At 62.4% G+C, this 23,278-nt stretch carries 20 protein-coding genes; 10 read left to right on the top strand and 10 right to left on the bottom strand.

Going from position 1 to position 23,278, the window contains the following annotated elements; genetic code table 11:
- Positions 1-15: 15 nt before the first annotated feature.
- The 5 genes from ACWPVA_RS03110 to ACWPVA_RS03090 form a co-directional block, all read right to left on the bottom strand.
- The gene (locus ACWPVA_RS03110) at positions 16-2,103 is read right to left on the bottom strand and encodes an exonuclease domain-containing protein (protein ID WP_454286277.1); all 2,088 of its coding nucleotides are present in this window, start codon (positions 2,101-2,103) and stop codon (positions 16-18) included.
- Positions 2,104-2,116: 13 nt separating this feature from the next.
- Positions 2,117-2,641 (bottom strand): hypothetical protein, encoded by a 525-nt coding sequence (locus ACWPVA_RS03105; protein ID WP_454286276.1) that lies wholly within the window; start codon positions 2,639-2,641, stop codon positions 2,117-2,119.
- A 13-nt stretch (positions 2,642-2,654) separates the two neighbouring features.
- A complete protein-coding gene (locus tag ACWPVA_RS03100) occupies positions 2,655-4,481 on the bottom strand; it encodes a DUF294 nucleotidyltransferase-like domain-containing protein (protein ID WP_454286275.1) in 1,827 nt (608 codons plus the stop codon).
- A 91-nt stretch (positions 4,482-4,572) separates the two neighbouring features.
- Positions 4,573-6,339, bottom strand: coding sequence for a sodium:solute symporter family protein (locus ACWPVA_RS03095; protein WP_454286274.1), 1,767 nt, complete (start codon positions 6,337-6,339; stop codon positions 4,573-4,575).
- A gap of 14 nt (positions 6,340-6,353) precedes the next feature.
- Positions 6,354-6,611: a DUF4212 domain-containing protein gene (locus ACWPVA_RS03090; RefSeq protein ID WP_454286273.1), complete on the bottom strand. Its 258-nt coding sequence runs from the start codon at positions 6,609-6,611 to the stop codon at positions 6,354-6,356.
- A 622-nt stretch (positions 6,612-7,233) separates the two neighbouring features.
- Between ACWPVA_RS03090 and cysQ the strand changes: the two genes are divergently transcribed.
- On the top strand, positions 7,234-8,028 hold the full coding sequence (gene cysQ, locus ACWPVA_RS03085; RefSeq protein ID WP_454286272.1) for a 3'(2'),5'-bisphosphate nucleotidase CysQ: 795 nt from the start codon (positions 7,234-7,236) through the stop codon (positions 8,026-8,028).
- A 54-nt stretch (positions 8,029-8,082) separates the two neighbouring features.
- On the opposite strand, the gene ACWPVA_RS03080 is transcribed toward cysQ, so the two are convergent.
- Complete coding sequence (locus ACWPVA_RS03080) at positions 8,083-9,810, bottom strand: FAD/NAD(P)-binding protein (RefSeq protein WP_454286271.1); 1,728 nt, start codon at positions 9,808-9,810, stop codon at positions 8,083-8,085.
- Between the two features lie 148 nt (positions 9,811-9,958).
- Entirely contained in the window at positions 9,959-10,582 is a 624-nt protein-coding gene (locus ACWPVA_RS03075; protein WP_454289515.1) for a recombinase family protein, read from the bottom strand.
- 338 nt (positions 10,583-10,920) lie between these two features.
- Here ACWPVA_RS03075 and ACWPVA_RS03070 point away from each other — a divergent pair, with 338 nt between their 5' ends.
- The 5 genes from ACWPVA_RS03070 to ACWPVA_RS03050 all read left to right on the top strand — a co-directional run bounded on the left by ACWPVA_RS03070 (position 10,921) and on the right by ACWPVA_RS03050 (position 14,520).
- The gene (locus tag ACWPVA_RS03070) at positions 10,921-11,616 is read left to right on the top strand and encodes a hypothetical protein (protein ID WP_454286270.1); all 696 of its coding nucleotides are present in this window, start codon (positions 10,921-10,923) and stop codon (positions 11,614-11,616) included.
- A gap of 136 nt (positions 11,617-11,752) precedes the next feature.
- Positions 11,753-12,715: a trypsin-like serine peptidase gene (locus ACWPVA_RS03065; RefSeq protein WP_454286269.1), complete on the top strand. Its 963-nt coding sequence runs from the start codon at positions 11,753-11,755 to the stop codon at positions 12,713-12,715.
- A 149-nt stretch (positions 12,716-12,864) separates the two neighbouring features.
- Positions 12,865-13,620: an EAL domain-containing protein gene (locus tag ACWPVA_RS03060; protein ID WP_454286268.1), complete on the top strand. Its 756-nt coding sequence runs from the start codon at positions 12,865-12,867 to the stop codon at positions 13,618-13,620.
- 139 nt (positions 13,621-13,759) lie between these two features.
- Positions 13,760-14,149, top strand: a complete 390-nt coding sequence (locus ACWPVA_RS03055) for a group II truncated hemoglobin (protein WP_454286267.1) — start codon at positions 13,760-13,762, stop codon at positions 14,147-14,149.
- Between the two features lie 5 nt (positions 14,150-14,154).
- Positions 14,155-14,520 carry a DUF423 domain-containing protein gene (locus tag ACWPVA_RS03050; protein ID WP_454286266.1) on the top strand — a complete coding sequence of 122 codons (366 nt, stop codon included), beginning with the start codon at positions 14,155-14,157 and terminating at the stop codon, positions 14,518-14,520.
- On the opposite strand, the gene ACWPVA_RS03045 is transcribed toward ACWPVA_RS03050, so the two are convergent.
- The 3 genes from ACWPVA_RS03045 to pobA all read right to left on the bottom strand — a co-directional run bounded on the left by ACWPVA_RS03045 (position 14,517) and on the right by pobA (position 16,543).
- Positions 14,517-14,774, bottom strand: a complete 258-nt coding sequence (locus ACWPVA_RS03045) for a hypothetical protein (RefSeq protein WP_454286265.1) — start codon at positions 14,772-14,774, stop codon at positions 14,517-14,519. The genes ACWPVA_RS03050 and ACWPVA_RS03045 overlap by 4 nt on opposite strands.
- Positions 14,771-15,187, bottom strand: coding sequence for a DUF2325 domain-containing protein (locus ACWPVA_RS03040; protein ID WP_454286264.1), 417 nt, complete (start codon positions 15,185-15,187; stop codon positions 14,771-14,773). The genes ACWPVA_RS03045 and ACWPVA_RS03040 overlap by 4 nt, the downstream gene beginning before the upstream one ends.
- Positions 15,188-15,373: 186 nt before the next feature.
- A complete protein-coding gene (gene pobA, locus ACWPVA_RS03035) occupies positions 15,374-16,543 on the bottom strand; it encodes a 4-hydroxybenzoate 3-monooxygenase (protein WP_454286263.1) in 1,170 nt (389 codons plus the stop codon).
- Between the two features lie 108 nt (positions 16,544-16,651).
- On the opposite strand from pobA, the gene ACWPVA_RS03030 reads away from it, so the two are divergent.
- From ACWPVA_RS03030 to ACWPVA_RS03015, 4 genes are all read left to right on the top strand, one after another.
- A complete protein-coding gene (locus ACWPVA_RS03030) occupies positions 16,652-17,536 on the top strand; it encodes a helix-turn-helix domain-containing protein (protein WP_454286262.1) in 885 nt (294 codons plus the stop codon).
- A 115-nt stretch (positions 17,537-17,651) separates the two neighbouring features.
- Positions 17,652-19,013: an NAD(P)-dependent oxidoreductase gene (locus tag ACWPVA_RS03025; protein WP_454286261.1), complete on the top strand. Its 1,362-nt coding sequence runs from the start codon at positions 17,652-17,654 to the stop codon at positions 19,011-19,013.
- A 22-nt stretch (positions 19,014-19,035) separates the two neighbouring features.
- Positions 19,036-20,349 (top strand): NAD-dependent dihydropyrimidine dehydrogenase subunit PreA, encoded by a 1,314-nt coding sequence (gene preA / locus ACWPVA_RS03020; RefSeq protein ID WP_454286260.1) that lies wholly within the window; start codon positions 19,036-19,038, stop codon positions 20,347-20,349.
- Positions 20,350-20,554: 205 nt separating this feature from the next.
- Complete coding sequence (locus ACWPVA_RS03015) at positions 20,555-23,239, top strand: bifunctional diguanylate cyclase/phosphodiesterase (RefSeq protein ID WP_454286259.1); 2,685 nt, start codon at positions 20,555-20,557, stop codon at positions 23,237-23,239.
- The last annotated feature ends 39 nt before the right edge of the window (positions 23,240-23,278 follow it).

Genomic DNA, 23,278 nt, shown 5'->3' with positions numbered 1-23,278 from the left:
GGCCAATGGTCGAGTTCAGCCGGTTTCGGCGGTCTCGGGCCTCTGATTGATATCCTGCAACAGTCTGTCGTAGCGCTTCACTTCCGTCAGGACCTCGTTGAGACGCTCGATGCCCCGGGCCTGGAGGACCTGCTTGAGCTTGAGGAAAACCTCGGCCGTGGCCAAGGTGTCGCCCATCGCCGTATGGCGCTGGCTCGCGGGAAGATCGACCCCGAGCCGGATTACGAGATCGTCGAGCGTATGGGTCTCGGTGAGACCGAAGACAGCCGCGGAGAGCAAGACCGTGTCGAGGATCGGATTGACAAACCGTATGCCGAGCTCGGCTTCCCGGCGCCACAGGAAGGTCATGTCAAACGGCGCGTTGTGGGCAACGATCACAGCACCGCTGGCAAAGGTGTGAAATCGCTCGACCGCTTCCTGAACGCTGATGGCGTCGGCGACCATGGCATCGGTCACGCCATGAATGGCCGAGGACGCGCGCGGGATTGAGCGTCCGGGGTTGACGAGCAGATCAAGGGTCTCGCCAGGCACGCGTTTGCCGTTGACGATCCGCACGGCTGCAATCTGGACGATCTCATCGCCGCGCTCCGGGAAAAGGCCGGTCGTCTCGGTATCGAAGACCACATAGGCCAGATCGTCGAGGCGTGATTCGGCCATCCGTTCCGACTGGGCGCGCGACAGCAGGTCGAAATCATAGACCACCGAGAAAGCCGTGTCGGCAGGGGCTGCGTCGAGTTGCTGGATGGGCCGCAGAAAGACGCCGACCGAGGCAGTTCCCTCATCCCCCTCGTGCACAAGCGCTGTTGCGTGCGCAGCAAGGATCGCATTTGCCGAGAGCCCGCCCGGATTGCCGTCCATCGGTTCGGCCAGCCAGAGCTTCAGTTCGCTCTCGGTCAGCGCCCGACCCCGCCAGCCAAGACGGATCTCGGCCGCATCGCCAGTCTCGCGGATCGTCAGTCGAAGATCCGCCGCATCGGTTCCGGTCCCCACTCTCTGCGCCACATGGCCAAGCAGCGAGACGATGTCGAAGGCGTTGCAGCGGATCGCAAGCGCGCTCGCATCAACATCGAGCGGGATGCTCTCAGACGCCAGCAGCCTCTGAAGGCTCGCCGCCAGTTCCCGGGCATCGACCGGCGCCATCGGCCAGCCGTCGGCACGACAGCCCTCGAAGCGGGTCGCGAGATCGCCAAGGATCGCGTCGAGCTGCTCTACTTCATCCTTCACCGCCGCCAGCGAGAGCGTCCCCTCCCGGTCTTCATCCTCTCCAATGCGCGCTGCAAGCGCACCGACGGTCGGACGAACGCGCTCGAAGATCTCGCTCAGCAGAACGTCACGCCGCGCATAGGCTTCGACCTCCCCCGTCACGTCGCGCAGCGTCATGACATAAGCCGCGCCATCCCCGCCATTGTCGCGGGCAAGCCGCATCCGCCCGGCCAGACGCTTGGAGCCACAGGGGCTGTTGCAGACGAATTCAACGATGGAACCAGGAAGGGCCGACTCGAGCAGGCGTTGATGCACCTGGCGGATCGCGCCATCGTTCAGATAGTCGAACAGGTTCTTTCCAAGACAGACGGGGGATTTCTGCCCCGACAGCATGCGATGGGCTACGCTGTTATAGAAGACGATATGATGCCGGCCGGTGCACAACAGCACGGCGGGCGGCACATCGGATAGAAGGTGTTCGAGCTTGTTCTTGTCCGATGCAAGTCGGGCCGTCTCCCGCGCCACGGTCTCGGCGAGTGAATTGCGGCTTTTCGAAAGCGTCGCCGTAGCCGAGGCCGCAGCCTCGGCCAGGTCACCCAGATAGCGTGCCTGAGCCGCATCGATATCCTCCGCAACATCCGCATGCGTCCGCACACGCAGGGCCGAGGCCAGTTGCTCCATGGGACGCGCCAGATGGGTATCGAACAGGAACCACACGCCGGCAACGAGCGCGAGGATGCCAAATCCGGCAGCCACAGCGCCCTGGACAAAGGCATTCAGCATGTCGGGGCTGCCTTGCCTATGGTATCCGAACCACAGGCCCATCCCGAGCGCCACGATCGACCCGAGGGCAATCGCGACGAAGAAGAGAAGAATGCGGCCCCGCAGTCCTATTCTCATAATCACTGCCGTATCAACTCCCTTTGCAGGCGATCTCGAGCAGGCGATCGCCAGGTGAAAGGTCCGTCCAGGTCGCTCCGGTGATCGCGCCATCCTCGGCAACCTTGACATCCTTGCCCATGAGGTCCGCGCGCCGTCCTGCGGCACAATCAAACAGGACCTTGACCCGCGCCGTCCGTTGCCAGCGGGCCGCCAGCACAAGATCGACGATCACCTGATCGGGCAAGTTGGGATGGCGTTGCACCGTTCTCGTGTCGACAGCGGTGTATCGGGTCACCACCGACTGATAGTAGGACCACGGCCTCAAGAAGGAGCGCTGCTCGTTGTTCCAGGCCACAATCACCCCGGTCGGTTGCGTTGCCACATTGCGTTCGAACCAGCTGTACTCGCTCCAGATCGCAAAGCTGAGCATGCCGAGACCCGCCGCTGCGGGCACGATCCATTTCGGCAGGAAGCCACGGCTGATCCATCGCAACCCCATTGCAATACCGGCCACGGCAACACCTGCCACGACAGCCGCAATCAACTCGAAAAACATTACATATAATCCTCTATGCGGGCGCTCTTCCGCTGTTGGCGAGCGCCGATTGCATTGTCCTGACAACGACGAACGCATCCCGCAAATGGGACCGCTCGAAATCTCCGTAATCGTAAGGGGCGAGATAATTGTCCGGCTTGAGCCCCGCCTTGACCTGGTTCTTCTGGTTGCGCAGTCGCATCTCGGCAATCAGATCATAGGCCGCGATCAGGTCGCGCGCACCAGCGCTGGAGATGACGCCGCTCGCCTCGGCCGCAAGCAGTCTGGCGCGCGTGTTGACCGGCGCCAGCCGCCCCATCAGGCTGTAGACACGCCCCAGATCGACCACCGGTACGACCCCGTTGTGCTTCATGTCGATATGGTTGCGATGCTCTCCACTGCGGATCGTCGCGAAGCCGCGCAGGAGGCCGAGCGGCGGCGCATGCTTGAGCGAATTGCTGACCATATGGGCCACGAAAATCGAATTGCGGCTGGCCCTTTCGAGCACCTCCGCCTGCAAGTCGTGGAACAGCGCTCCCGTCCCGGCAATCGGCCTGAGGTCGAACATGACGCTGGCGAGCATCTGCGCCATCGGTTCCGGGGCTGTGACCCAGTCGTGGAAATAGCCACGCCATACATGGACCGGCTGGCACCAGCGCGGATTGGTCGCCATCATGTCGCCGGGGCAATAGATATACCCACAGGCATCGAGACCATCACTGACCCGGCGCGCAAGCTGTTCGAACCATGGCCTCTGACTCTCGACGAAGCTGTCATCGATGAAGATACAATTGTCCTGGTCGCTGACGCCCGTCTGCTCCTGCCGCCCCTGGCTGCCGCAGGCAAGCCAGAGATAGGGCACCGGCGGCGGACCGAGTTCGCCCTCGGCGAGCACGATCAGTCGACGGGTCACCGCATCCGCTACATCGGTGATCAGGCGTGTCACCACCTCATGCGCCTGGTTGCCGGCGACCAACTGCACCAGCAATTGCGGAATGCGGGCAGTGATCTGCCGCAGTTCGGACACGTGTTCGGCGGCGGCGATCTCGCCGATCATCAGAGCCGAGCTGGTCGCCTGAAAGCGCGTCAGGTCCGTCTGGGTGACGATCCCGACCAGACGGTCGCCGTCGACCACGGGTAGGTGCCCGACGCCATGCTCCAGCATGAAATTGAGCACATCCGAACCGAGCGCATCTTCTGTCAGCCCGAGTGGCTCTCGCGTCATGACCGTCGAGACCGGTGTCGTGGCCGGATCAAGCCCCTCGGCAACAACCCGCGAGGCGAGATCGCGGGTGGTGATGAGGCCGACAAAACGTTCCTTCTCCACCACTCCGAGGCTCGAAACCTTCCGGTCGCGCATGAGCTCGGCGGCTTGACGGACCTTGTCATCAGGGGCGCAGACGAAGGCAGGCTTCGACATCAGGTCGCCGATCTTGCGCAGCGACATTTCCGAGCGCCGGATATCGGTGACGCGGCCGCGCGTGAAGAAGCGGGCATAGACCGGTTGCTCGCTCACAAGGCGCTTGAATTCGTGCGCTGGCAGCATCAGCAGAAGAAGGTCTGTCAGCGCCCGTGCGCTGGTCACGGCGAGCCCATCGACCATCAGGCCACGCTCGCCGAAGGAATTGCGGGGGGAAAGCTGCGAGATGACGGTACCGGAGGAGTCTCTCACCTCCACACTACCGTCCATAATCAGGAAAAGGCCCGGCAGGTGATCGCCATGGCCATAGACGTCGGCACCGGCCATCAGTTTCATGCAGCTAAAGGATTCGGCGACACGCTCCAGTTCTGCACGCGGCAGGCTGTCATAGGGATGAACGGTCTCGAGAAACTTCAGGATATCGGAGGTGGCTGCAGCCATCATGACCCCAACGGACCGCTTGTGCGGTCGAAATATGGTTGAGGAAAGTGAACGGGCGGCTTTCGCCGCCCGCTCATGTGTCTGTGCGTTCTCAGTGAGCGACTGCCCCAGCCGCGCCACGCGGCACGCGGATCGATTCCACCAGTTCCTGTACGTGGGCCGGCGGCGGTGCGGTCACCATCGACACGATGTAGGCTGCCGCAAAGTTCAGCAGTGCACCGATCGGACCGAAGGCTGCCGGCGGGATGCCGAACAGGTAGTTGGCGGGAACGTTCTCCAGCATGTTCGTGCCGGGGATGAAGAACCAGCCGAGATAGGTGAAGAGGTAGAGGCAGGTCACGATCAGACCGACGAGCATGCCGACGGTCGCACCGGTCGAATTGACGCGCTTCGAGAAGATGCCCATCATCAGGACCGGGAAGATGCTGGCTGCAGCAAGGCCGAAGGCCAGTGCCACGGTCTGGGCAGCAAAGCCCGGTGGGTTGAGGCCCAGGATGGTAGCGACCAGGATCGCGCCAGCCATGGAGATACGAGCAACAAGAAGCTCGTTCTTTTCCGAGATCCCCGGAACGAGCCAGTCCTTGATCAGGTCGTGGCTGATCGACGACGAGATGGCCAGAAGAAGACCGGCTGCCGTTGAAAGAGCCGCGGCAAGACCGCCAGCTGCGATGAGGCCGATAACCCAGCCCGGAAGCTGCGCGATTTCCGGGTTAGCAAGAACCAGGATGTCGTTGTTGATCGTCAACTCATTGCCAGTCCAGCCACGCTGCGTTGCGGTTTCAGTGAAGCCTGCAGCCGCGTCGTTGTAGTACTGGATGCGACCGTCGCCGTTCTTGTCTTCGAACTTCAGCAGACCGGTGACTTCCCAGGTCCTCATCCAGTCGGGGCGTTCTTCATAGAGGACAGCCTCAGCCTGCGGACCATTGGGGAAGATGGTGTCGATGATGTTCAGGCGTGCCATGGCACCGACAGCCGGAGCCGTCAGGTAGAGCAGCGCGATGAAGACCAGCGCCCAGCCCGCCGACCAACGTGCGTCGGAGACCTTGGGAACGGTGAAGAAGCGGATGATGACGTGCGGCAGACCCGCGGTACCGATCATCAGCGACAGGGTGAACAGGGTCATGTTGAGCATGGAGCCCTGTGCGGTATAGGCGTTGAAGCCAAGGTCGGTAACGACCTGGTCAAGCTTCACCAACAGCGGCAGGCCCGATTCCGTATGCGTCGAGAACAGGCCGAGCCACGGCAGCGGATTGCCGGTCAGCTGCATCGAGATGAAGATCGCCGGGATCGTGTAGGCGATAATCAGAACCACATACTGGGCAACCTGCGTGTAGGTGATGCCCTTCATGCCGCCGAGAACCGCATAGGCGAAGACGACTGCCGACGCGATCCACAGACCGGTCGAGACTTCGACTTCAAGGAAGCGCGAGAATGCAACGCCCGCGCCGGTCATCTGGCCGATAACGTAGGTGACCGAGATGATGATCAGGCAGATGACCGCGACAAGGCGCGCGCCCTGGCTGTAGAAGCGGTCGCCGATGAACTGCGGCACGGTATATTTACCGAACTTGCGCAGGTAAGGCGCGAGCAGCAGCGCGAGCAGCACGTAGCCGCCGGTCCAGCCCATGAGGTAGGTGGAGTTTGCATAGCCAACGCCGGCGATCAGGCCGGCCATGGAGATGAACGAAGCCGCAGACATCCAGTCCGCAGCGGTCGCCATGCCGTTCAGCACGGGATGAACGCCGCGGTTGGCGGCGTAGAATTCAGCGGTGGAACCGGCTCGGCTCCAGATTGCAATACCGATGTAGACCGCGAACGACGCGCCCACGATCAGCAGATTAAGGGTATACTGGTCCATATGAAATGTCCGCCTTACTGCTCGTCGACGCCGAATTCGCGGTCGATCTTGTTCATGTACATCGCGTAATAGAAAATCAGCGCGATAAAGACGATGATCGAACCTTGCTGGGCGAACCAGAAACCAAGGTCAGTGCCACCGACAGGAATGCCGGAAAGCATGGGACGCAGCAGAATGCCGAATCCGTAAGATACGATCGCCCAGATGGCCAAACATATGTAGATAATGCGAATATTTGCTGCCCAATAGGCATTGGACGACTTGTCCGTCATGAGTGGTTCTCCCTCTCTCGTTTCAGGCATCAAAGGACGCCCGAACTCCTCAGCTACGCCCAAATTCCGGCGCGACATCGATCGGCCGCACATTGCCGCCGATCTTGGACGCTCACCAGTAATTCAGATTCCTCCACGTAGTGCGAGCAGACTAGACGCGGCATTGAAAGTGCCAAGCCCACGATTGGTCGTAAGACCAAAGTCTTACCCAGAAACGCCAAGCTCCTGCCCGACGCTCAATTGAGGGCAACGGTAGCGCCCCATCTTGCCGTGATTGGTCGCAAGACCTGCTCGCCAGGGCCTTTGTGCGGAGCCCCCTGAGCGTCAGCGAGGCCAAGCAGAACCGATCGTGTGCCTCGGGTGGCAAGAGGCCCGAACCGGAGTTCGCGGCACGCCACCATTGTCAGTCGACGAGAATCGCGGTTACCTGAATATTCATCGATACGCCGATCGAAGAATGTGCCACTCCGAGTCGGAACACCTGCACAGCAAAACAATGAATGGCGAAATCAAGAGCTCCATCGGCATTAGTTCGACCTGCGGACAGGCGGCATGGGCCCGATGTGCCTGGCGACGCAGATCGAAGCACTGCTGAGGCACCAGAGGATGGGAGAGACTTCGCGTGATCGAGACGTTTGAACAAGCAGCACTGGCCGCCGGCCGGGCCATCCTCGAGGTCTACAAGACGGGCCCCCATGTGACGCTGAAATCGGACGCATCGCCGGTGACCGAAGCCGACGAGCGTGCCGAGGCGGTGATTCTCTCCGTTCTCGCCGAAGCTATGCCGAGCGTCCCGGTCGTCGCCGAGGAGGCTGTCGCGGCCGGGAAGGTTCCCAACGTCGAGGGCCGCAGCTTCATTCTCGTCGACCCTCTCGACGGCACGAAGGAATTCATCAGCCGCCGGCCGGAATTCACTGTCAACATCGCACGGATCGAGAACGGCAATCCGGTGGCTGGCGTCGTCTACGCGCCCGCGCTGGGTGTGGCCTATGTAGGTTCAGGGACCGGCGCCTGGAAACTGACGGTCAATCCGGATTTCACCGTCGCTGACCGGAAGCCTATCGCTGTCCGCCTCCGCCGCGAGCCGCCGGTGGCCCTGGCCAGCCGAGTCCACAACACCGCCGAAACGGAAGAATTCCTGAGGGCGAAGGGCATCACCGAATACAGGTCTATCGGATCGTCGCTGAAGTTCTGCCTTCTGGCCGAAGGCGAGGCGGACGTCTATCCCCGCTTCAGCCGGACCATGGAATGGGATACAGCGGCAGGCGACGCCATATTGCGTGCCGCCGGGGGCGCAACCTTGTGCCTGGACGGCAAAGCGCTCTCCTATGGCAAGACAATGCAGGCCGGCGACACGGATTTCGCCAACCCATTTTTCATCGCCTGGGGCGCAGGCGCAAAGGAACCGCACGCCTAGACCGGGCCTCAGCCCAGCCGGGGAAGACGCCGTTGGCTTGTCCCGCACTGCTCCCTATGGGACGAAAAGTTCCAGCCCCTGTTCGCTTTCGCTTGCGCCGGCCACCTGCGGCATCTGCCCCAAGTTTTTATCATCGCTCGCGAGGATGGCTGCAGCAACCGTCTCCCCAAGCTCGTATGAGCTGGTGATGCCCTGGACGAAGGGAAACTGGTGCAGCAGGAAGGGCAGTGCCAGGCAATAGAGCTGATTGCTGAGCGGCGCATCGACCACGAACCGGAAGCTGGAATCGAGGGCGACCCCGCCGGTTTCCTGTTCGAGCGCCGGCTGATTGCCGATCTGCACCTGGCCTTCGCTGCGCGCACTCGCCTTGGTGACGGCCCCCTGCTTTCGCAGGCTCGGAAAGGGGATCTCGTCTGCGGAAAGGCTCCCCTGCCCGGTCGCATCGACAAGCGTATCGAAAACCAAGGTCCCCTCCGGGCGGCAGATGATCGCGCCGCGCGCAGGCGTGTCGATGTCGAGTTCGTAGTCATTGTCGAGCTTGACGATGTCGAGCACGCCGGCGCGGCGCAGGGCCAGCACGCGCTCGATCGAGGCGTGCGGCACGGTCGCATAGTCGTCGACAAACAAGCTCTTGAAGTGGCTGTGGAAGCGCTTCAGGTCGCGGGCGTTGAGGTGCGGCACGACGCGGGCCACGACCTCGTGCATGCGCAGGATCGCATAGCGCCAGCCCACGGTCGTTCGGGTCTCATAGTTTTGCTTGGCCTCGGCGAGGTTGAGTGCAGCCCACAGGAAGGGATCGTTCTTTTCGCGACCGGCGAAATAGGCGGCTTCGATCGTCTCGACAGTCAGACTAGCCAAGCCGATCTTTGCTGCATAATCCGGATCCGCGGCGGCCAGTTCCTTGCAAAAGAGGCCGAAGACGGCGTCCAGCAAGTCGTCGCGGCCCGAAGCAACGAGCGCATCGACCGCCTCATCGGTGCATATCAAGAGCGGATCATAGGGAATGGGGAAATAGAAATCGGCCTCGGGCAGCATGCCCTTGCGCGACATCAGGGAGATCCGAAGTCCCTCGCTTGCGGAAGCCGGGTGGTACTCAAGCAAGCCGGCTTCATCATGATAGAAGCTGCCATGGCTGGTCGCGATCGTCACCATGGCGTCGATCCCGCTCAGCGACGTTCCGAGAATGCCGACATCTCCGGCTGGTATTCGCTTGAGCAAGGGCGCTGGCCAAGGCGAGGCAAAATAGCCCGGCTTCACCTCTGTCAGGTCGGGAAAGCTGTGCCCTGTCGCCATGATGACATGACCGAAGGCATGGTGTTCGGGCGGCAGATCGGGGCGCGACACAGTCACCCGGATCTCGTCCCGCTGAAGCGCGACATCGGTGACCTCGTGGCCGGCCTTGATCGTGACGGTGTGACCTGCCGCCCGGCCGGTTGCGACGACACGATCGAACTGCGCCTTGAAATATTCGCCGAGGACCACGCGCGGAAGGAACTCGCGATCATTGATCTGGGCCGGTTGCACCCGCAGGCGGTCGAGCTCTTCCGGCGGCTGGCGCGCCAGCCACTCGACGAGCGTTTCGCAAATTGGGGGAATTTCGATGCTGGCGATATTCGCGAGCATGGCACGGTCGTTGACCGCGGGATGATAAGGCATGCCCCGGCCGGCAACGGCCTCCTTCTCGAATACCGTGATCTCCAGCGGCCGCGCGGAGGAGAGAAGTCTGCGAAGGCTGTAGATCGCGGTTGGCCCCGAACCGATCAGGGCAATGGTCTGGCTCATGTCACGCCTTTAGCAAAGATCCGGCAAAGTAAGACGCCGGGTTGATGGACGGCCGGTTGGCAGGCACTCGTGCTGGACCGGGCCTAGATCTGTCACTCGCCCCGCCTGCCGCGTCATTCTGGAATTGCCGAGACCGGACCCGTTGCCATTAGCGCGCCAGTCGGCACTTTGTTCCCTGGGACGGTAATTTTGGCTCTATCGTACCGGCCCCTCCCCCGCCGGCCACCCGGCGCACCCTTCGATAGAGGGTCGAGCGGCTGACTCCGAGGTGCCGTGCCGCGGCAGCGAGCGACACGCCCCGCTCCATTGCCTCCAGGGCAGCGTCGATCTCGTCCTGCATCAGCTTGACCGGGCGGCCGATCGCGCTGCCGCGCGCCCTTGCCGCCCACATGCCGGCCTTGGTGCGTTCCGAGATCAACGCCCGCTCGAATTCGGCAAGCGCCCCCATGATGTGAAAGATGAGCAATCCGCCGGCAGATCCGGTGTCGATCGATTCGGTGATGGAATAGAGCCCGATCTCGCGCTGCCCCATTTCGGCCACCACCTCGATCAGATGCGAGAGTGAGCGACCCAAGCGGTCAAGCCGCCAGATGACCAGCGTGTCTCCGGCCGAAAGACAGTCGATTGCCTGTGTCAGGCCTGGCCGCGTCCGCGACGCGCCGGACAGGCCGTGATCGGTGAAGGTGCGCTCACAACCGGCACCTTCAAGCGCCTTGAGCTGCATTTCGATATTCTGGTCATGGGTGGACACACGGGCATAGCCAATTCGCATCGTCACTCGCATCCGCATCGCCGGCGCCAGAAGGGTTTTCGAGGCTGGCTGACTGTATCATAACCGTTCCCTTTTGAGCACAGCCACAGATTATTGTCAATCTATTTATACACGCATAGGTAAACATACCGTGAGAAGGCGATCACTGGCGAAAAGCCCGAGAATTCAGCGACTCATGGCCAATACAGACGAGGGCCGCTTCCAGCGAAAGAGTGAAACCACCAACACCTACGGGTTGAAACTCTGGCCGTCAGGGTTGTGCAAATGGGAACGCTTTAGCGACGCAGGATGCGCGCTGCGGCAATCCGATCAACCCTTGAGAAGGAAGGAATACTGCCATGGCGGACTATACGCTGACCCTCAACATCGATCCCAGCGACCTCAACGTCATCAAGGCAGCCGGCCAGCGGCTGACCCTCGCCAAGCCTGTCGGTAGCGGTGACCCGAACGTCATCTGGCTGTCGATCGACCCGTTCCAGTCGACTACCGTCGAATGGTCGGAGGAATATTGGATCTTCGCATCGACCACCGAAGTGAGCCAGGGAAACAACATTTCCAAGCTCTCGGAAGTCACCCCCGGGCCGGCGCTCGACGCCGGCTACTATCCGTTCACGCCAGCCGCGACCTTCGGCGTGTTCCAGAACACGCCGGCCATTCCCAGCGGCACCTTTGCCGCCGAAAACATGATGCCCTATGCGCAGTATCCCGCATTGACCTTCGGCCTGTCGCAGTCGGCCATGGTCAGCAAGAAACTCGCCGAGCGCAAGCCGATATCGGCCCAGTCGGTGCTGTCGCAGCAGCAGATCCAGATGACGCCCTTCACCAATGTCTATGTCTGGCTGCAGAGCCAGTTCGCCAGCGAGACGATCATCACCAAGATCATCGGCAACAATGCGGTCGCCCGCTTCGGCGGCGGCATCACCGACATCACGCTGAAATACGATCCGAACCGCGGCGTCTTCGTCCCGGACGTCAAGTCCGAGGGCCTGATCGAGCGTGGAATGATCGAACTGCGCACACCGCTACTGCTCTGAACCCAAAGACAATCGCGGTGGCCGGACGCCTCCGGCTACCGCAATCTCCAGATAACCGTGGGCAGCGACGCAAGGGCCGGCTCCGCCCTGGATGCGCGCCTTGTCGTCGCGTCCGATTTGAAGAAGGATCAAGACAATGACGAGACTTCATTCCGCGCCGTACCGTGCCGCAGTGGCCCTGCTTGCCTTGGGTTTTGCCGCCTCCGGCGCATCGGCGGCCAATCTCACGATCGAGAACCTGAAGAATACCACAGAAGGACGAGCGCCGCTCAGTGAGGCGGAGCTCGAATCGGCAAGACCGATGCCGGGCAAAGAAGTCTCTCCGGAAGAACTGCAGGAGATGCAGCAGCGCTTCCGGGCGCTCAATCCGAACATACTCGACCTCCAGGCCGGCCCCGACAAACAGGGCAGCCTTGTCAAGGGTGTGCCGGAAAAGGTGGACGATCCGTCCGCTGCCGCACCCTACTGGAGTACCGGCCGCCTGACCTTTCGCGACAGCGACGGCGTTCCCTCCGCCTGCTCCGCCCAGTTCGTCGAAAGCGCCTCGGTCATCCTCACAGCGGCCCATTGCGTCATGGACGAAAAGACCGGCAAATGGTTCTCCAACTTCGTCTTCCAGCGCGCCTACAATGACGGTGAGACGGCCCAGACGGTCGGCTGGCGCTGCGTTTCGCTATTCGACGCCTTTCATACCCCGGCGCCGAATTACGCCTACGACTATGCCTTCATCCTGGCCGACGGCAAGGACGACGAAAAGCCGCTGGCGATGACCACCGGCACGCCCGCGAGTACGGCGCTGACCGCCATCGGCTATCCGGCCAACTTCGGCAACAGCCAATTCCTCTACAAGGTCGACGGCGAATGGGCTGCCGTCTCGGGCGGGGTCGTCACCATGAAGGGCAATCCGATGCGCTCGGGCAATAGCGGCGGCGCCTGGTTCACCGACTTCAAGGTCGGCGGCGGCGCTGGCGAAAACCGGGTCATCAGCCTGAACTCGCACCACCTCAAGGGCAATACCGAGGACGAGAACGGCCCGCTCTTCACCGCGGATACCAACCTCCTGCTGGCGCACGTCGCGGACGCCAAGTGCCTCGACTGACCGAGGCGTGGCCAAGATATGGAAACCCGCCGCGCGCGGGTTTCCAACCATCCGCGTCAGGCGATGGCGCGAACCGACCCGAACCGCCCTCTGCATCAGGCAATCGTAACCAATTGGCGCGATAAGGAAGAGACAGCAGGAGTCTCGTCATGAATCCATCATGCGCCGGTTGCCGCGACGGCAAGGCCTTTCAATATCCGTTCTCCATGGCCTTTCAGCCGATCGTCGATGTCGAGCGGCGACAGGTCTTTGCCCATGAAGCACTTGTGCGTGGGCCCAGGGGCGAAAGCGCCGGCGGCGTACTCTCGACCGTCGACGAGACCAATCGCTACGCCTTCGACCAGCAGTGCCGGGTCAAGGCTATCGAGCTTGCCTCGCGCCTGGACCTGACCGCCGGCGATGCGCGGCTGTCGATCAATTTCATGCCCAACGCCGTCTACGAGCCGCGCGCCTGCATCCGCGCCACGCTGGCCGCGTGCAAGACCTTCGGCCTCCCGGCTGAGCGCATCATCTTCGAATTTACCGAGGGCGAGGCGCTGGACGTGGCGCATCTGGAGAACATTCTGACCACCTACCGGGAAATCGGCTTCCTGACGGCGATCGACGATTTCGGCGCCGGCCATTCCGGACTCAATCTGCTGGCAAAGATGCGGCCGGACATCGTCAAGATCGACATGGAGCTGATCCGCGGCATCGACACCGACAGGGCGAAGCAGGTGATCCTCAGGCATGTCGTCGCCATGTTGGACGATTTGTCCGTGACCGTGATTTGCGAGGGGATCGAGACCGCAGACGAGCTGAAGGCGATCCGCGACACCGGGGTCACGCTGATCCAGGGCTACTATCTGGCCCGGCCGAGCTTCGAGCGCCTGACCCCGCTGGGCGAGATCGCGCTCGCGGCCTGAGCGGCCCCGTTCAGTGCGGTCCGATTGCCGGCGAGCGGACACGCCACCGAACCCATTTGTCGCAGCCGAGAGCGCGAAGCCACCTTGCCCGAAAGCCGCCAAGGCGGCAAAAGGGGATGAGGAAACCGAGGCTGCCGACGTGACTGAAGAGACGATCACCTTATACGAAGCGATCGGCGGAGACGCCACAGTGCGGGCGCTGACCCACCGCTTCTACGAACTGATGGACACGCTGCCGGAAGCGGCGCGCTGCCGCGCCATCCATCCGGCCGACCTCCGCGAGAGCGAAGAAAAGCTCTACGACTACCTGACCGGCTATCTCGGCGGTCCGCCGATCTACATGCAAAAGCGCGGACACCCGATGCTGCGCCGCCGCCACATGGTCGCCGAGATCGGGCCGGAAGAGCGCGACGAATGGTTCCTGTGCTTCCGTCAGGCGCTCGATGAAACCGTCCATCACGAAAAACTGCGCGAGATCATCTGGGCGCCGATCGAAAAGCTCGGCTATCACATGCAGAACAAGGAATGAGCCCGATGCAAAGCCTCGATCGCCTGCGACCGGCCATTCTCCTGCTCACCGGCGTGATCGGCGCCGCCGGCGTCGCCATGGCGGCCGCAGCAACCCACATGGGCGGCGCGCTGCTTGGCCCGGCCTCGGCCATGTGCCTCGCCCACGCGCCGGCGCTGCTGGCGCTTTACGCTTGCGGCGACAAAATCCGCACATCGAGCCTGTCGGCGCTCGCCATGGTGATCGGCGTCCTGTTGTTCGCCGGCGATCTCGCCGCCAAACAATTCCTGGGCAGCGGTCTCTTCCCCATGGCCGCGCCGAGCGGCGGTATGCTGATGATGGCCGGCTGGCTGCTGGCAGGCGCGGGCGCCCTTTTTCCGCCGCGCCGCTAGCCGCGGCGTCGTGCGTTCCTGTGCCAGCGCGGCTGAGGGAAATCGATGACGACGGCCATCCGGCCCTGCGGATAGGCCGACGTCTTGCTTCGCTGGTGCAACCCCGGCAAGGGAATGACCTCGGCGATCATCTCCAGGCTCGCCTCGTGGTCGCTGATCCGCTCGTATAGGGCCGGCGCCAGCCACTCGCCGTTCTGCGCGGCCAGTTTGTGCAGGCCGATCAGCAGGCTCGGGTCAAAATCATCATGGCTCATGGATTGTCATTCCTATCGTTCAGGGTCTGCAACGCCCGGTCGAGACTGGACTTCGAGCCATTGCGCAGAGGAACGAAGGTCTTGCCGAATTTCTTGCAGCCGTTCTTCACCCTCAGACACGCGTCATGGCTGATACAGTCGATGGGGCAGAAGACGCAGTCGACGGAGGGCAGAACCGTGTCGATGCGGGACACCGCTTCACGCAAACCGCCGTCATGGTGGATCAGTTCGGCACCATGATTGCTGGCGATCTGGCGCAGATGCGCGACCTGGCAGTCGCGCCCGCCGACATAGAGGAAGCTGCGAACGTTGATCGTCGCCCTGGCAGTGGCAGCGGTGGCAGCAGTGGCAGCACCCTGATCCGCCTTCGCGGCTTGCTTGTGCGCCGCCTGCTTCTTGCCCTTTTTCGCCATGTCCGTTCCTCAACTCTCGGCACCGCCTGGATGCGGGTGCGTCCTCGTGTAAGCACGACCATAGTAAACTTGATTTTCCTGGTAAAGATTAAAACATGAGAATTGGCGTCATATTTTGACGCAACGCAAATACGGCCGGCTGCGTGGCAGCCGGCCGTATCGTTTGTAAAGCTGTATGCCGAAAGATCAGTAGGGCAGACCGATGTAATTCTCGGCCATGGCGGTCTGCGCGGCCGTCGAGCCCGAGAGATAGTCGAGCTCGGCCTCCTGCACCTTCTGACCGAAATCGCCCTCCTCGGGAAAGCGATGCAACAGCATGGTCATCGACCAGGAGAATCGCTCCGCCTTCCAGATGCGCGACAGGGCGCGAGACGAATAGACGTCGACGCCGGCTTTCGATTTGTCGCCGTAGAATTCCTGCAGGCCATCGAACAGGTAATGCACGTCGGAGGCCGCCAGGTTCAGCCCCTTGGCGCCGGTCGGGGGCACGATATGGCCGGCATCGCCGACCAGGAACAGCCGCCCGAATCGGAGTGGCTCGGCGACGAAGGACCGCAGCGGGGCGATCAACTTCTCGATCGACGGGCCGGTGACCATGGCTTCCGCCACGTCTGCCGGCAGGCGACGGCGGATCTCGTCCCAGAAGGCGTCGTCCGACCATTGCTCGACCTTGTCGGAGAGCGGCACCTGGACATAATAGCGCGAGCGGGTGAGCGAGCGCTGCGAACACAGCGCAAAGCCGCGCGCATGGTTCGCATAGATCAGTTCGTGATCGACCGGCGGCACGTCGGCCAGGATGCCGAGCCAGCCGAACGGATAGACTTTCTCGTAGGTCTTGAGCCCCCGACCCTCGACGGCGGCACGGCTGGGGCCATGATAGCCGTCGCAGCCGGCAATGAAGTCGCAGTCGATGCGGTGGCTGACCCCGTCCTTGTCATAGGTAACGTAGGGGCTTTCGCCGTCGAAATCATGCGGCGTCACATTGGCGGCGTTGTAGATGGTCTTGCCACCATCGGCCTCGCGGTGGTCCATGAGGTCCCGCGTCAGTTCCGTCTGGCCATAGACCATGACCGAGGTGCCGGTCAGCCCCTTCAATTGGATGCGATGGCGGCGGCCGGCGAAGGACAGCGAGAACCCGTCATGGACCAGGCCCTCCTGGTGCATCCTTTCTCCGGCACCGACGCGGTCCATCATGCCCACGGCGCCCACTTCGAGCACCCCGGCGCGGATGCGGCCGAGGATATAATCGCGATCGACGCGATCGATGATGACATTGTCGATGCCGGCCTTGCTGAGCAATTGGCCGAGCAAAAGGCCCGAAGGCCCGGAACCGATGATGGCGACCTGGGTGCGCATGGAAATCCTCCCTGAATTCTTGCGGAATGATAAGCCACAGAACCTTGCCGGCAATGGAAGATTCCGGCACACTCTTGGACAATTCGAACATGGAGGCATGCCAAGCAGGTGACCCGACCCGTTCCGATCTACAGCCTCTATGGCGAGAAGCCGACCGAACACACTGAGTTCTGGGCCCATGCCGAAACGATCTACAGCCGCAGCTCGCTGCACAGCTGGGAGATTAGGCCGCACCGACACGAGCGTCTGTTTCAAATTCTGCACATTCGCAGCGGTCACGGCGAGGCCTTGTTCGACGGCCGCTGGCGTCCCTTCGGTCCCCGCATGGTGATTGCCATGCCGGAGCGCCACAACCATGGCTTCCGCTTCTCCCGCGACGTCGATGGCGCCGTCATCACCCTGGTCGCCAAGCGCTTCTCGGCCGAACTGCAGGGCCATGCGGGCCTTGCGGAATGGCTTCGGCAACCGAGCATCACCCCGATGCTGGACGAACATCCAGACAGCCGGTATCTGAGCGAGACCCTCGATCGCGCCGAGCAGGAGATCGTGCAGGGCGGGGCCCGGCCAACCCCACTCGTCGAGCCTTTGCTACGCACGGCGCTGCTTCTGACGCTGCGCCTTGCCGGCGCCGAACGAGGGCAAGGCGAGGCCGACCGCGACCAGGAACGGCTGGCGGAACTGACGCGCATGATCGGCGAGGATTTCAGGACCCGCCTGCCTGTCGAGCAATATGCCCGGCGCCTCGGTATATCGGCGACCCACCTCAACCGCATCACGCGCGCGCTTGTCGGCAAGCCGGTGAGCCGCCTGATCGCCGAGCGCATCGTGCTGGAAGCCAAGCGCGACCTCGTGTTCAGCGCCTTGTCTATCCAGCAGATCGCCCTACGGCTCGGCTTCGAGGACCAGGCCTACTTCAGCCGGTTCTTCACGCAGAACGCAGGTCTGCCGCCGAGGCAGTACCGGGAGCGGGAGAAGGCCCTTCTGGAAAGCTAGAGCCCCTGCCCTGTATGCCTTCTGCCGGCTCCCCAAGGCGAAATTTTACCGTTTGATAAATTTTTTTTCCTGGGTTAGCCTGTTCCCAATCGCTCGATAAAAAAGGGGAACCACGATGCGACGACTGGAACCGGGCCTGAAGGCCGGGCGGCTGGACGCTGCCGAATATTTGAAGAATTTCTCCGACCTGCATCCGCGCCTCGATCAGCACGAGGCACTGGTGGCCTCCGACCGCTGCTACTTCTGTCATGACGCGCCGTGCATGACGGCCTGTCCGACCTCGATCGACATACCGCTGTTCATCCGCCAGATCTCGACCGGCAATCCGATCGGCTCGGCCAAGACCATCTTCGACCAGAACATCCTCGGCGGCATGTGCGCCCGCGTCTGTCCGACCGAAACGCTGTGCGAAGAAGCCTGCGTGCGCAATACCGCGGAAGAGCGCCCTGTCGAGATCGGCCGACTGCAGCGCTACGCGACCGACATTGCCATCGAACAGGGACGGCAGTTCTACACGCCGGCGCCAAGCAGCGGGAAGTCGGTTGCCGTGGTCGGCGCCGGGCCTGCCGGCCTCGCCTGCGCCCATCGGCTCGCCATCTACGGGCATCGCGTCACCATTTATGACGTTCGCGAGAAGGCCGGCGGCCTCAATGAATACGGCATCGCCGCCTACAAGACGACCAACGACTTCGCCCAGCAGGAGGTCGACTACATCCTGTCGATCGGCGGCATCGACGTGATCAACGGCGAAATGCTCGGTCGCGATTTCACGCTCGCCGATCTCCAGTCGAAGTGTGACGCCGTGTTCCTCGGCACCGGGCTTGGCAATGTCAATGCGCTCAACGTTCCCGGCGCCGACATCAATGGAGTTCTCGATGCCGTCGAGTTCATTGCCAACCTGCGCGAGGCTACCAACAAGGGCGACGTGCCGGTCGGTCGTGATGTCGTCGTCATCGGCGGCGGCATGACGGCGATCGACGCCGCCGTGCAGGCCAAGCTCTTGGGTGCCGAGAATGTCACGATCTGCTACCGCCGTGGCAAGGAGCACATGAACGCTTCCGAGTTCGAGCAGGACCTCGCGGCCTCCAAGGGCGTCCACATCCGCCACTGGCTGCAGCCGAAGGAAGTGGCGCATCACCATGGCCACGTCTCGGCGATAACCCTCGAATACACCCATGTCGAAGACGGCATGATGAAGGGCACCGGCCACAAGACCGAGATCAAGGCCGACCAGATCCTCGTCGCCATTGGCCAGAAGCTTGATCTTCTTGGCATCGAGCAGATGCAGCTCCAGGCCGGCAAGATCGCCATCGACGCCGAAGGCCGCACCACCGTTCCCGGCATCTGGGCCGGCGGCGACTGCGCGCTTGGTGGCCAGGACCTCACCGTCTCCGCCGTCGCCATGGGCCGCGATGCGGCCGAAAGCATCAACCGTTCTCTCGCCGCGTCTGCGGCGGGACTGACCGCCGTCGCGTAAGCGCTCTCGAGAGGACAAGACAATGGCTGATCTTCGCAACAATTTCGTCGGCATCAAGTCGCCCAACCCGTTTTGGCTCGCCTCCGCGCCACCGACCGACAAGGCCTACAACGTCGAGCGCGCCTTCAAGGCGGGCTGGGGCGGCGTGGTGTGGAAGACGCTGGGCTCGGAAGGCCCGCCGGTCGTCAACGTCAACGGCCCGCGCTACGGCGCGATCTGGGGCGCCGACCGCAGACTGCTGGGTCTGAACAACATCGAGCTGATCACCGACCGCCCGCTTCAGGTCAATCTTCAGGAAATGAAGCAGGTCAAGATGAACTGGCCGGACCGGGCGCTGATCGCCTCGATCATGGTCCCGTGCGTCGAGGAAGAGTGGAAGGCGATCCTGCCGCTCGTGGAAGAGACCGGCGCCGACGGCATCGAGCTCAACTTCGGCTGTCCGCACGGCATGTCGGAGCGCGGCATGGGCGCCGCCGTCGGCCAGGTGCCGGAATATATCGAAATGGTCGTGCGCTGGTGCAAGCAGTATAGCCGCATGCCGGTTATCACCAAGCTGACGCCGAACATCGCCGACATCCGCAAGCCGGCCCGCGCCGCCAAGGCCGGCGGCACCGATGCCGTCTCGCTGATCAACACGATCAATTCGATCACCTCGGTCGATCTCGACTCCTTCTCGCCGGAACCCTCGATCAACGGCAAAGGCACGCACGGCGGCTATTGCGGCCCGGCGGTGAAGCCAATCGCCCTCAACATGGTCGCCGAGATCGCCCGCGACCCGGAAACCTACGGGCTGCCGATCTCCGGCATCGGCGGTGTCACCACCTGGCGGGACGCCGCCGAATTCATGGTGCTGGGCGCCGGCAATGTGCAGGTCTGCACCGCCGCCATGACCTACGGCTTCAAGATCGTCGAGGAGATGATCACCGGCTTGTCCGACTGGATGGACGCCAAGGGTCACCGTGACCTCGACGACATCACCGGCCGCGCCGTGCCCAATGTCACCGACTGGAAATACCTGAACCTCAACTACATCGCCAAGGCGCGCATCGACCAGGATGCCTGCATCAAGTGCGGCCGCTGTCACATTGCCTGTGAGGACACCTCACACCAGGCGATCACGGCAGAAGTCAACGGTCTGCGCCATTTCGAGGTGATGGAGGACGAGTGCGTCGGCTGCAATCTCTGCGTCAACGTCTGTCCGGTCGAGAACTGCATCACCATGGTTGGCCTCGAACCCGGAACGCTCGACCAGCGCACCGGCAAGCCGGTCGATCCGAGATACGCCAACTGGACGACCCATCCGAACAATCCGACCGCGGTCCAGGCCGCCGAATAAATCGGCCACAGCTTTCCTCCAGCAGCCCCCGAAAGGGGGCTTTTTTTTGCTAACAGCTACGACTGGAGGAATGAGCCAGGAAGACGGCCAACGAGACTATCGAACGCTGATTTAACAATTTTCAAGGGTTTCATGAAAAGGTTCTGATTTGGTGCGGCCCGAAACACAACCCAAAATTGTTTCAGCCGACGATGGAGAGCGGGGCATGACAGGAAACAGCGGGAAAGATGGGTGGCGAGCGCTCGTTCTGGCTCTTCAGTACTATTTTCCCGCCCTGATCGTTGTCGTCGCCATCGGTATCGCCATCGTTTATGCGGATCACCAGAAAAACCGCATCCATCAGGAAAACCTCCGCAACCGCGTTACGGAAGATCTCGGACTGATCCGGGCCCGCCTCGAGGGCGGCATCAACGCCAATATCCAGCTGGTGCAGGGTATGGTCGCGGTCATCGAGACCGAGCCGAACATTACCCAGGAGCGGTTTTCCACCCTCGCACGGCGCATCTTCAACACGCCCCATCAATTGCGCAACCTTGCCGCCGCTCCGAATCTGGTCATACGCCTCGCATATCCGTTGAGCGGCAATGAGCAACTGATCGGCTTCGACTACCGCGGCAGCGAAGCACAGCGGGAAGCCGCCCTCCTCGTCCGGGAAACCGGGCGAATTGTGGTCACCGGACCGGTCGACCTCGTCCAGGGCGGACGCGGCCTTATCGCCCGCTATCCGGTGGTTATCGCCAACGGCAAGGCGGGCCGAACCTTCTGGGGCCTGATCGCCGCCGTCATCGACATCGACAAGCTCTATGAATATGGCGGCCTTAATTCGGACGGTCTCGGCATCGACGTGTCGATCGCCAGCAAGCAACGGGACGGTAGCCTCGGCAAACCGTTCTTCGGCGATGCCGCGATCTTTGAGGGATCGCCCGTCGCCATGCCGATCAATTTTGGCGCCGAGAGCTGGGAAATCGCCGCGGCGCCGAAGGGAGGTTGGAACCAACCGGCGCCGGATCTCTGGGTCTCCCGCATCCTGATGCTTCTGGTCGGCGCCATGATCGTCGCTCCCGTTGCCTGGATCGCGCGGCTGCTGAGCGAACGACAGGCCAACATTGCCGCCCTTCGCCAACAGGAAGAGGAACTGCGCGCCATTTCGCATCGGCTGGAAATCGCGCTGGAGGCCTCCCGCATCGGTGTCTGGGAACTCGACATCGGGAGCGGTGAACTGCATTGGGACACCCGCATGCAGCAGCTCTATGGCGTCGAAACCGCGGGTCACTACAGCTACCAGACCTGGCGCGAGACCCTCCATCCCGACGATCTCGTAGAAGCGGAACAGATCTTCAACAGGGCGATCGAGTCCGGCAAGGACTACGTCACAGAATTCCGGATCGTGATGCGTGACGGCGAGGTGCGCCACATCCGCGCCTTCGGCACGACCTACCGCGATTCGCGTTTCCGCAAGAAGCTGGTCGGGGTCAACTGGAACGTCACCGCCGATGTTCGCCTTCAGCAGGAACTGCGCGAGGCCAAGCTGCAAGCCGAACTGCAGAACCTGGAGCTGGAAGAAGCCCGCCAGCACATGGAGCATAATTCGCTGCATGATGCGCTGACCAATCTGCCGAACCGCCGATATCTCGACCAGCACCTGATGCGGCTCGACACCGCGGCCGCGACGAATTCCAGCGCAACCGTGCTGCATATCGATCTCGACCGGTTCAAGGACATCAACGATACGCTCGGCCATGGTGCCGGCGACGCCATCCTCAGGCATGTCGCAGCCAAACTGCGCGAGAATACCCGCATCGAGGACTTTGTCGCCCGCATCGGCGGCGACGAATTCGTCGTCGTCTGTGCCGACAGCATGACCGAGAGCGAGTATGGCGAGCTTGCCCGTCGATTGATCGACGCCGTCAATACGCCGATCACCTATGCCGGGCACGAATGCCGGGTCGGCGCCTCCATCGGCATAGCCATGCGGGAAAAGGCCGATGTCAGGGCCGAGCAGCTGCTGGTCAACGCCGACATCGCGCTTTACGAGGCGAAGCGGCACGGCAGGAATCGTGTCGAGCGCTTCACCGACCAACTGAAGTCCCTGACGATCAACACCAAGAAGACCGCTGACGCGATCCTGCGTTCCCTGGAGCAGAACGACTTCGTCGCCTACTTCCAGCCACAGTTCGACGCCCATACGCTGGAGATCAATGGCGTCGAGGCGCTGGCACGTTGGCAACATCCGGAGGATGGCATCCTTACTCCCGACCGCTTCCTGGTGATCGCCGAGAGCCTGAATGTCGTGTCCCAGATCGACGCTGCGATCCTCGAACAGGCGCTGCTGCAACGCATCCGCTGGCAGGCGAATGACCTGGCCATCGACCGGGTCTCCGTCAACATTTCCGCCCAGCGGCTGTTTGACGAAAGCCTGCTTCAGCGGCTGGAACAGCTCGACATCGTACCCGGCAGCCTGTCGTTCGAACTGCTGGAGTCCATCTCCTTCGACGACAAGGGCGCCGCCGTCACAGACAGTATCGAACGGATCAAGGCCCACGGCATCGATATCGAGATCGACGATTTCGGCACCGGCTATGCCTCGATCCTCAGCCTTCTGAAACTGTCCCCGCGGCGCCTGAAGATCGACCGCCAACTGACCGCCCCGATCATTGTCTCAGCCGCCCAGCGCCGCCTGATCAGCTCGATCGTCGACATCGGCCGCTCGCTCGGCATCGAGATCGTCGCCGAAGGCGTCGAGACCATGCACCACGCCGCAATTCTGCGCGACCTCGGCTGCCAGACGCTGCAAGGCTATGCGCTCGCCCGGCCGATGGACGGCAATGCCCTCATCGACTTCGCCCGCGGGCGCTCTTGGATGCAGCACAGGCCCGCCGAAACAGGCTGAGATCTCACACCAGGCTCTCTTGCGCCTTTCCTTCGCCGT

The sequence above is a fragment of the Rhizobium arsenicireducens genome, assembly GCF_964021225.1.
The sequence above is the reverse complement of the archived record's forward strand: the minus strand, read 5'-3'. Positions and strand labels throughout refer to the sequence as shown.

Bases quoted from the DNA above. Each gene is read 5' to 3' on its own strand.
- pobA (WP_454286263.1), bottom strand. From the start codon at position 16,543: ATGCGCACCCAGGTCGCCATCATCGGTTCCGGGCCTTCGGGCCTTTTG.
- ACWPVA_RS03045 (WP_454286265.1), bottom strand. From the start codon at position 14,774: ATGAGCCATGATGATTTTGACCCGAGCCTGCTGATCGGCCTGCACAAA.
- ACWPVA_RS03110 (WP_454286277.1), bottom strand. From the start codon at position 2,103: ATGAGAATAGGACTGCGGGGCCGCATTCTTCTCTTCTTCGTCGCGATT.
- ACWPVA_RS03090 (WP_454286273.1), bottom strand. From the start codon at position 6,611: ATGACGGACAAGTCGTCCAATGCCTATTGGGCAGCAAATATTCGCATT.
- ACWPVA_RS03015 (WP_454286259.1), top strand. From the start codon at position 20,555: ATGACAGGAAACAGCGGGAAAGATGGGTGGCGAGCGCTCGTTCTGGCT.
- ACWPVA_RS03095 (WP_454286274.1), bottom strand. From the start codon at position 6,339: ATGGACCAGTATACCCTTAATCTGCTGATCGTGGGCGCGTCGTTCGCG.
- preA (WP_454286260.1), top strand. From the start codon at position 19,036: ATGGCTGATCTTCGCAACAATTTCGTCGGCATCAAGTCGCCCAACCCG.
- ACWPVA_RS03050 (WP_454286266.1), top strand. From the start codon at position 14,155: ATGCAAAGCCTCGATCGCCTGCGACCGGCCATTCTCCTGCTCACCGGC.
- ACWPVA_RS03040 (WP_454286264.1), bottom strand. From the start codon at position 15,187: ATGGCGAAAAAGGGCAAGAAGCAGGCGGCGCACAAGCAAGCCGCGAAG.
- ACWPVA_RS03080 (WP_454286271.1), bottom strand. From the start codon at position 9,810: ATGAGCCAGACCATTGCCCTGATCGGTTCGGGGCCAACCGCGATCTAC.
- ACWPVA_RS03100 (WP_454286275.1), bottom strand. From the start codon at position 4,481: ATGGCTGCAGCCACCTCCGATATCCTGAAGTTTCTCGAGACCGTTCAT.
- ACWPVA_RS03025 (WP_454286261.1), top strand. From the start codon at position 17,652: ATGCGACGACTGGAACCGGGCCTGAAGGCCGGGCGGCTGGACGCTGCC.
- ACWPVA_RS03075 (WP_454289515.1), bottom strand. From the start codon at position 10,582: ATGCGAATTGGCTATGCCCGTGTGTCCACCCATGACCAGAATATCGAA.
- ACWPVA_RS03060 (WP_454286268.1), top strand. From the start codon at position 12,865: ATGAATCCATCATGCGCCGGTTGCCGCGACGGCAAGGCCTTTCAATAT.
- ACWPVA_RS03105 (WP_454286276.1), bottom strand. From the start codon at position 2,641: ATGTTTTTCGAGTTGATTGCGGCTGTCGTGGCAGGTGTTGCCGTGGCC.
- ACWPVA_RS03070 (WP_454286270.1), top strand. From the start codon at position 10,921: ATGGCGGACTATACGCTGACCCTCAACATCGATCCCAGCGACCTCAAC.
- ACWPVA_RS03065 (WP_454286269.1), top strand. From the start codon at position 11,753: ATGACGAGACTTCATTCCGCGCCGTACCGTGCCGCAGTGGCCCTGCTT.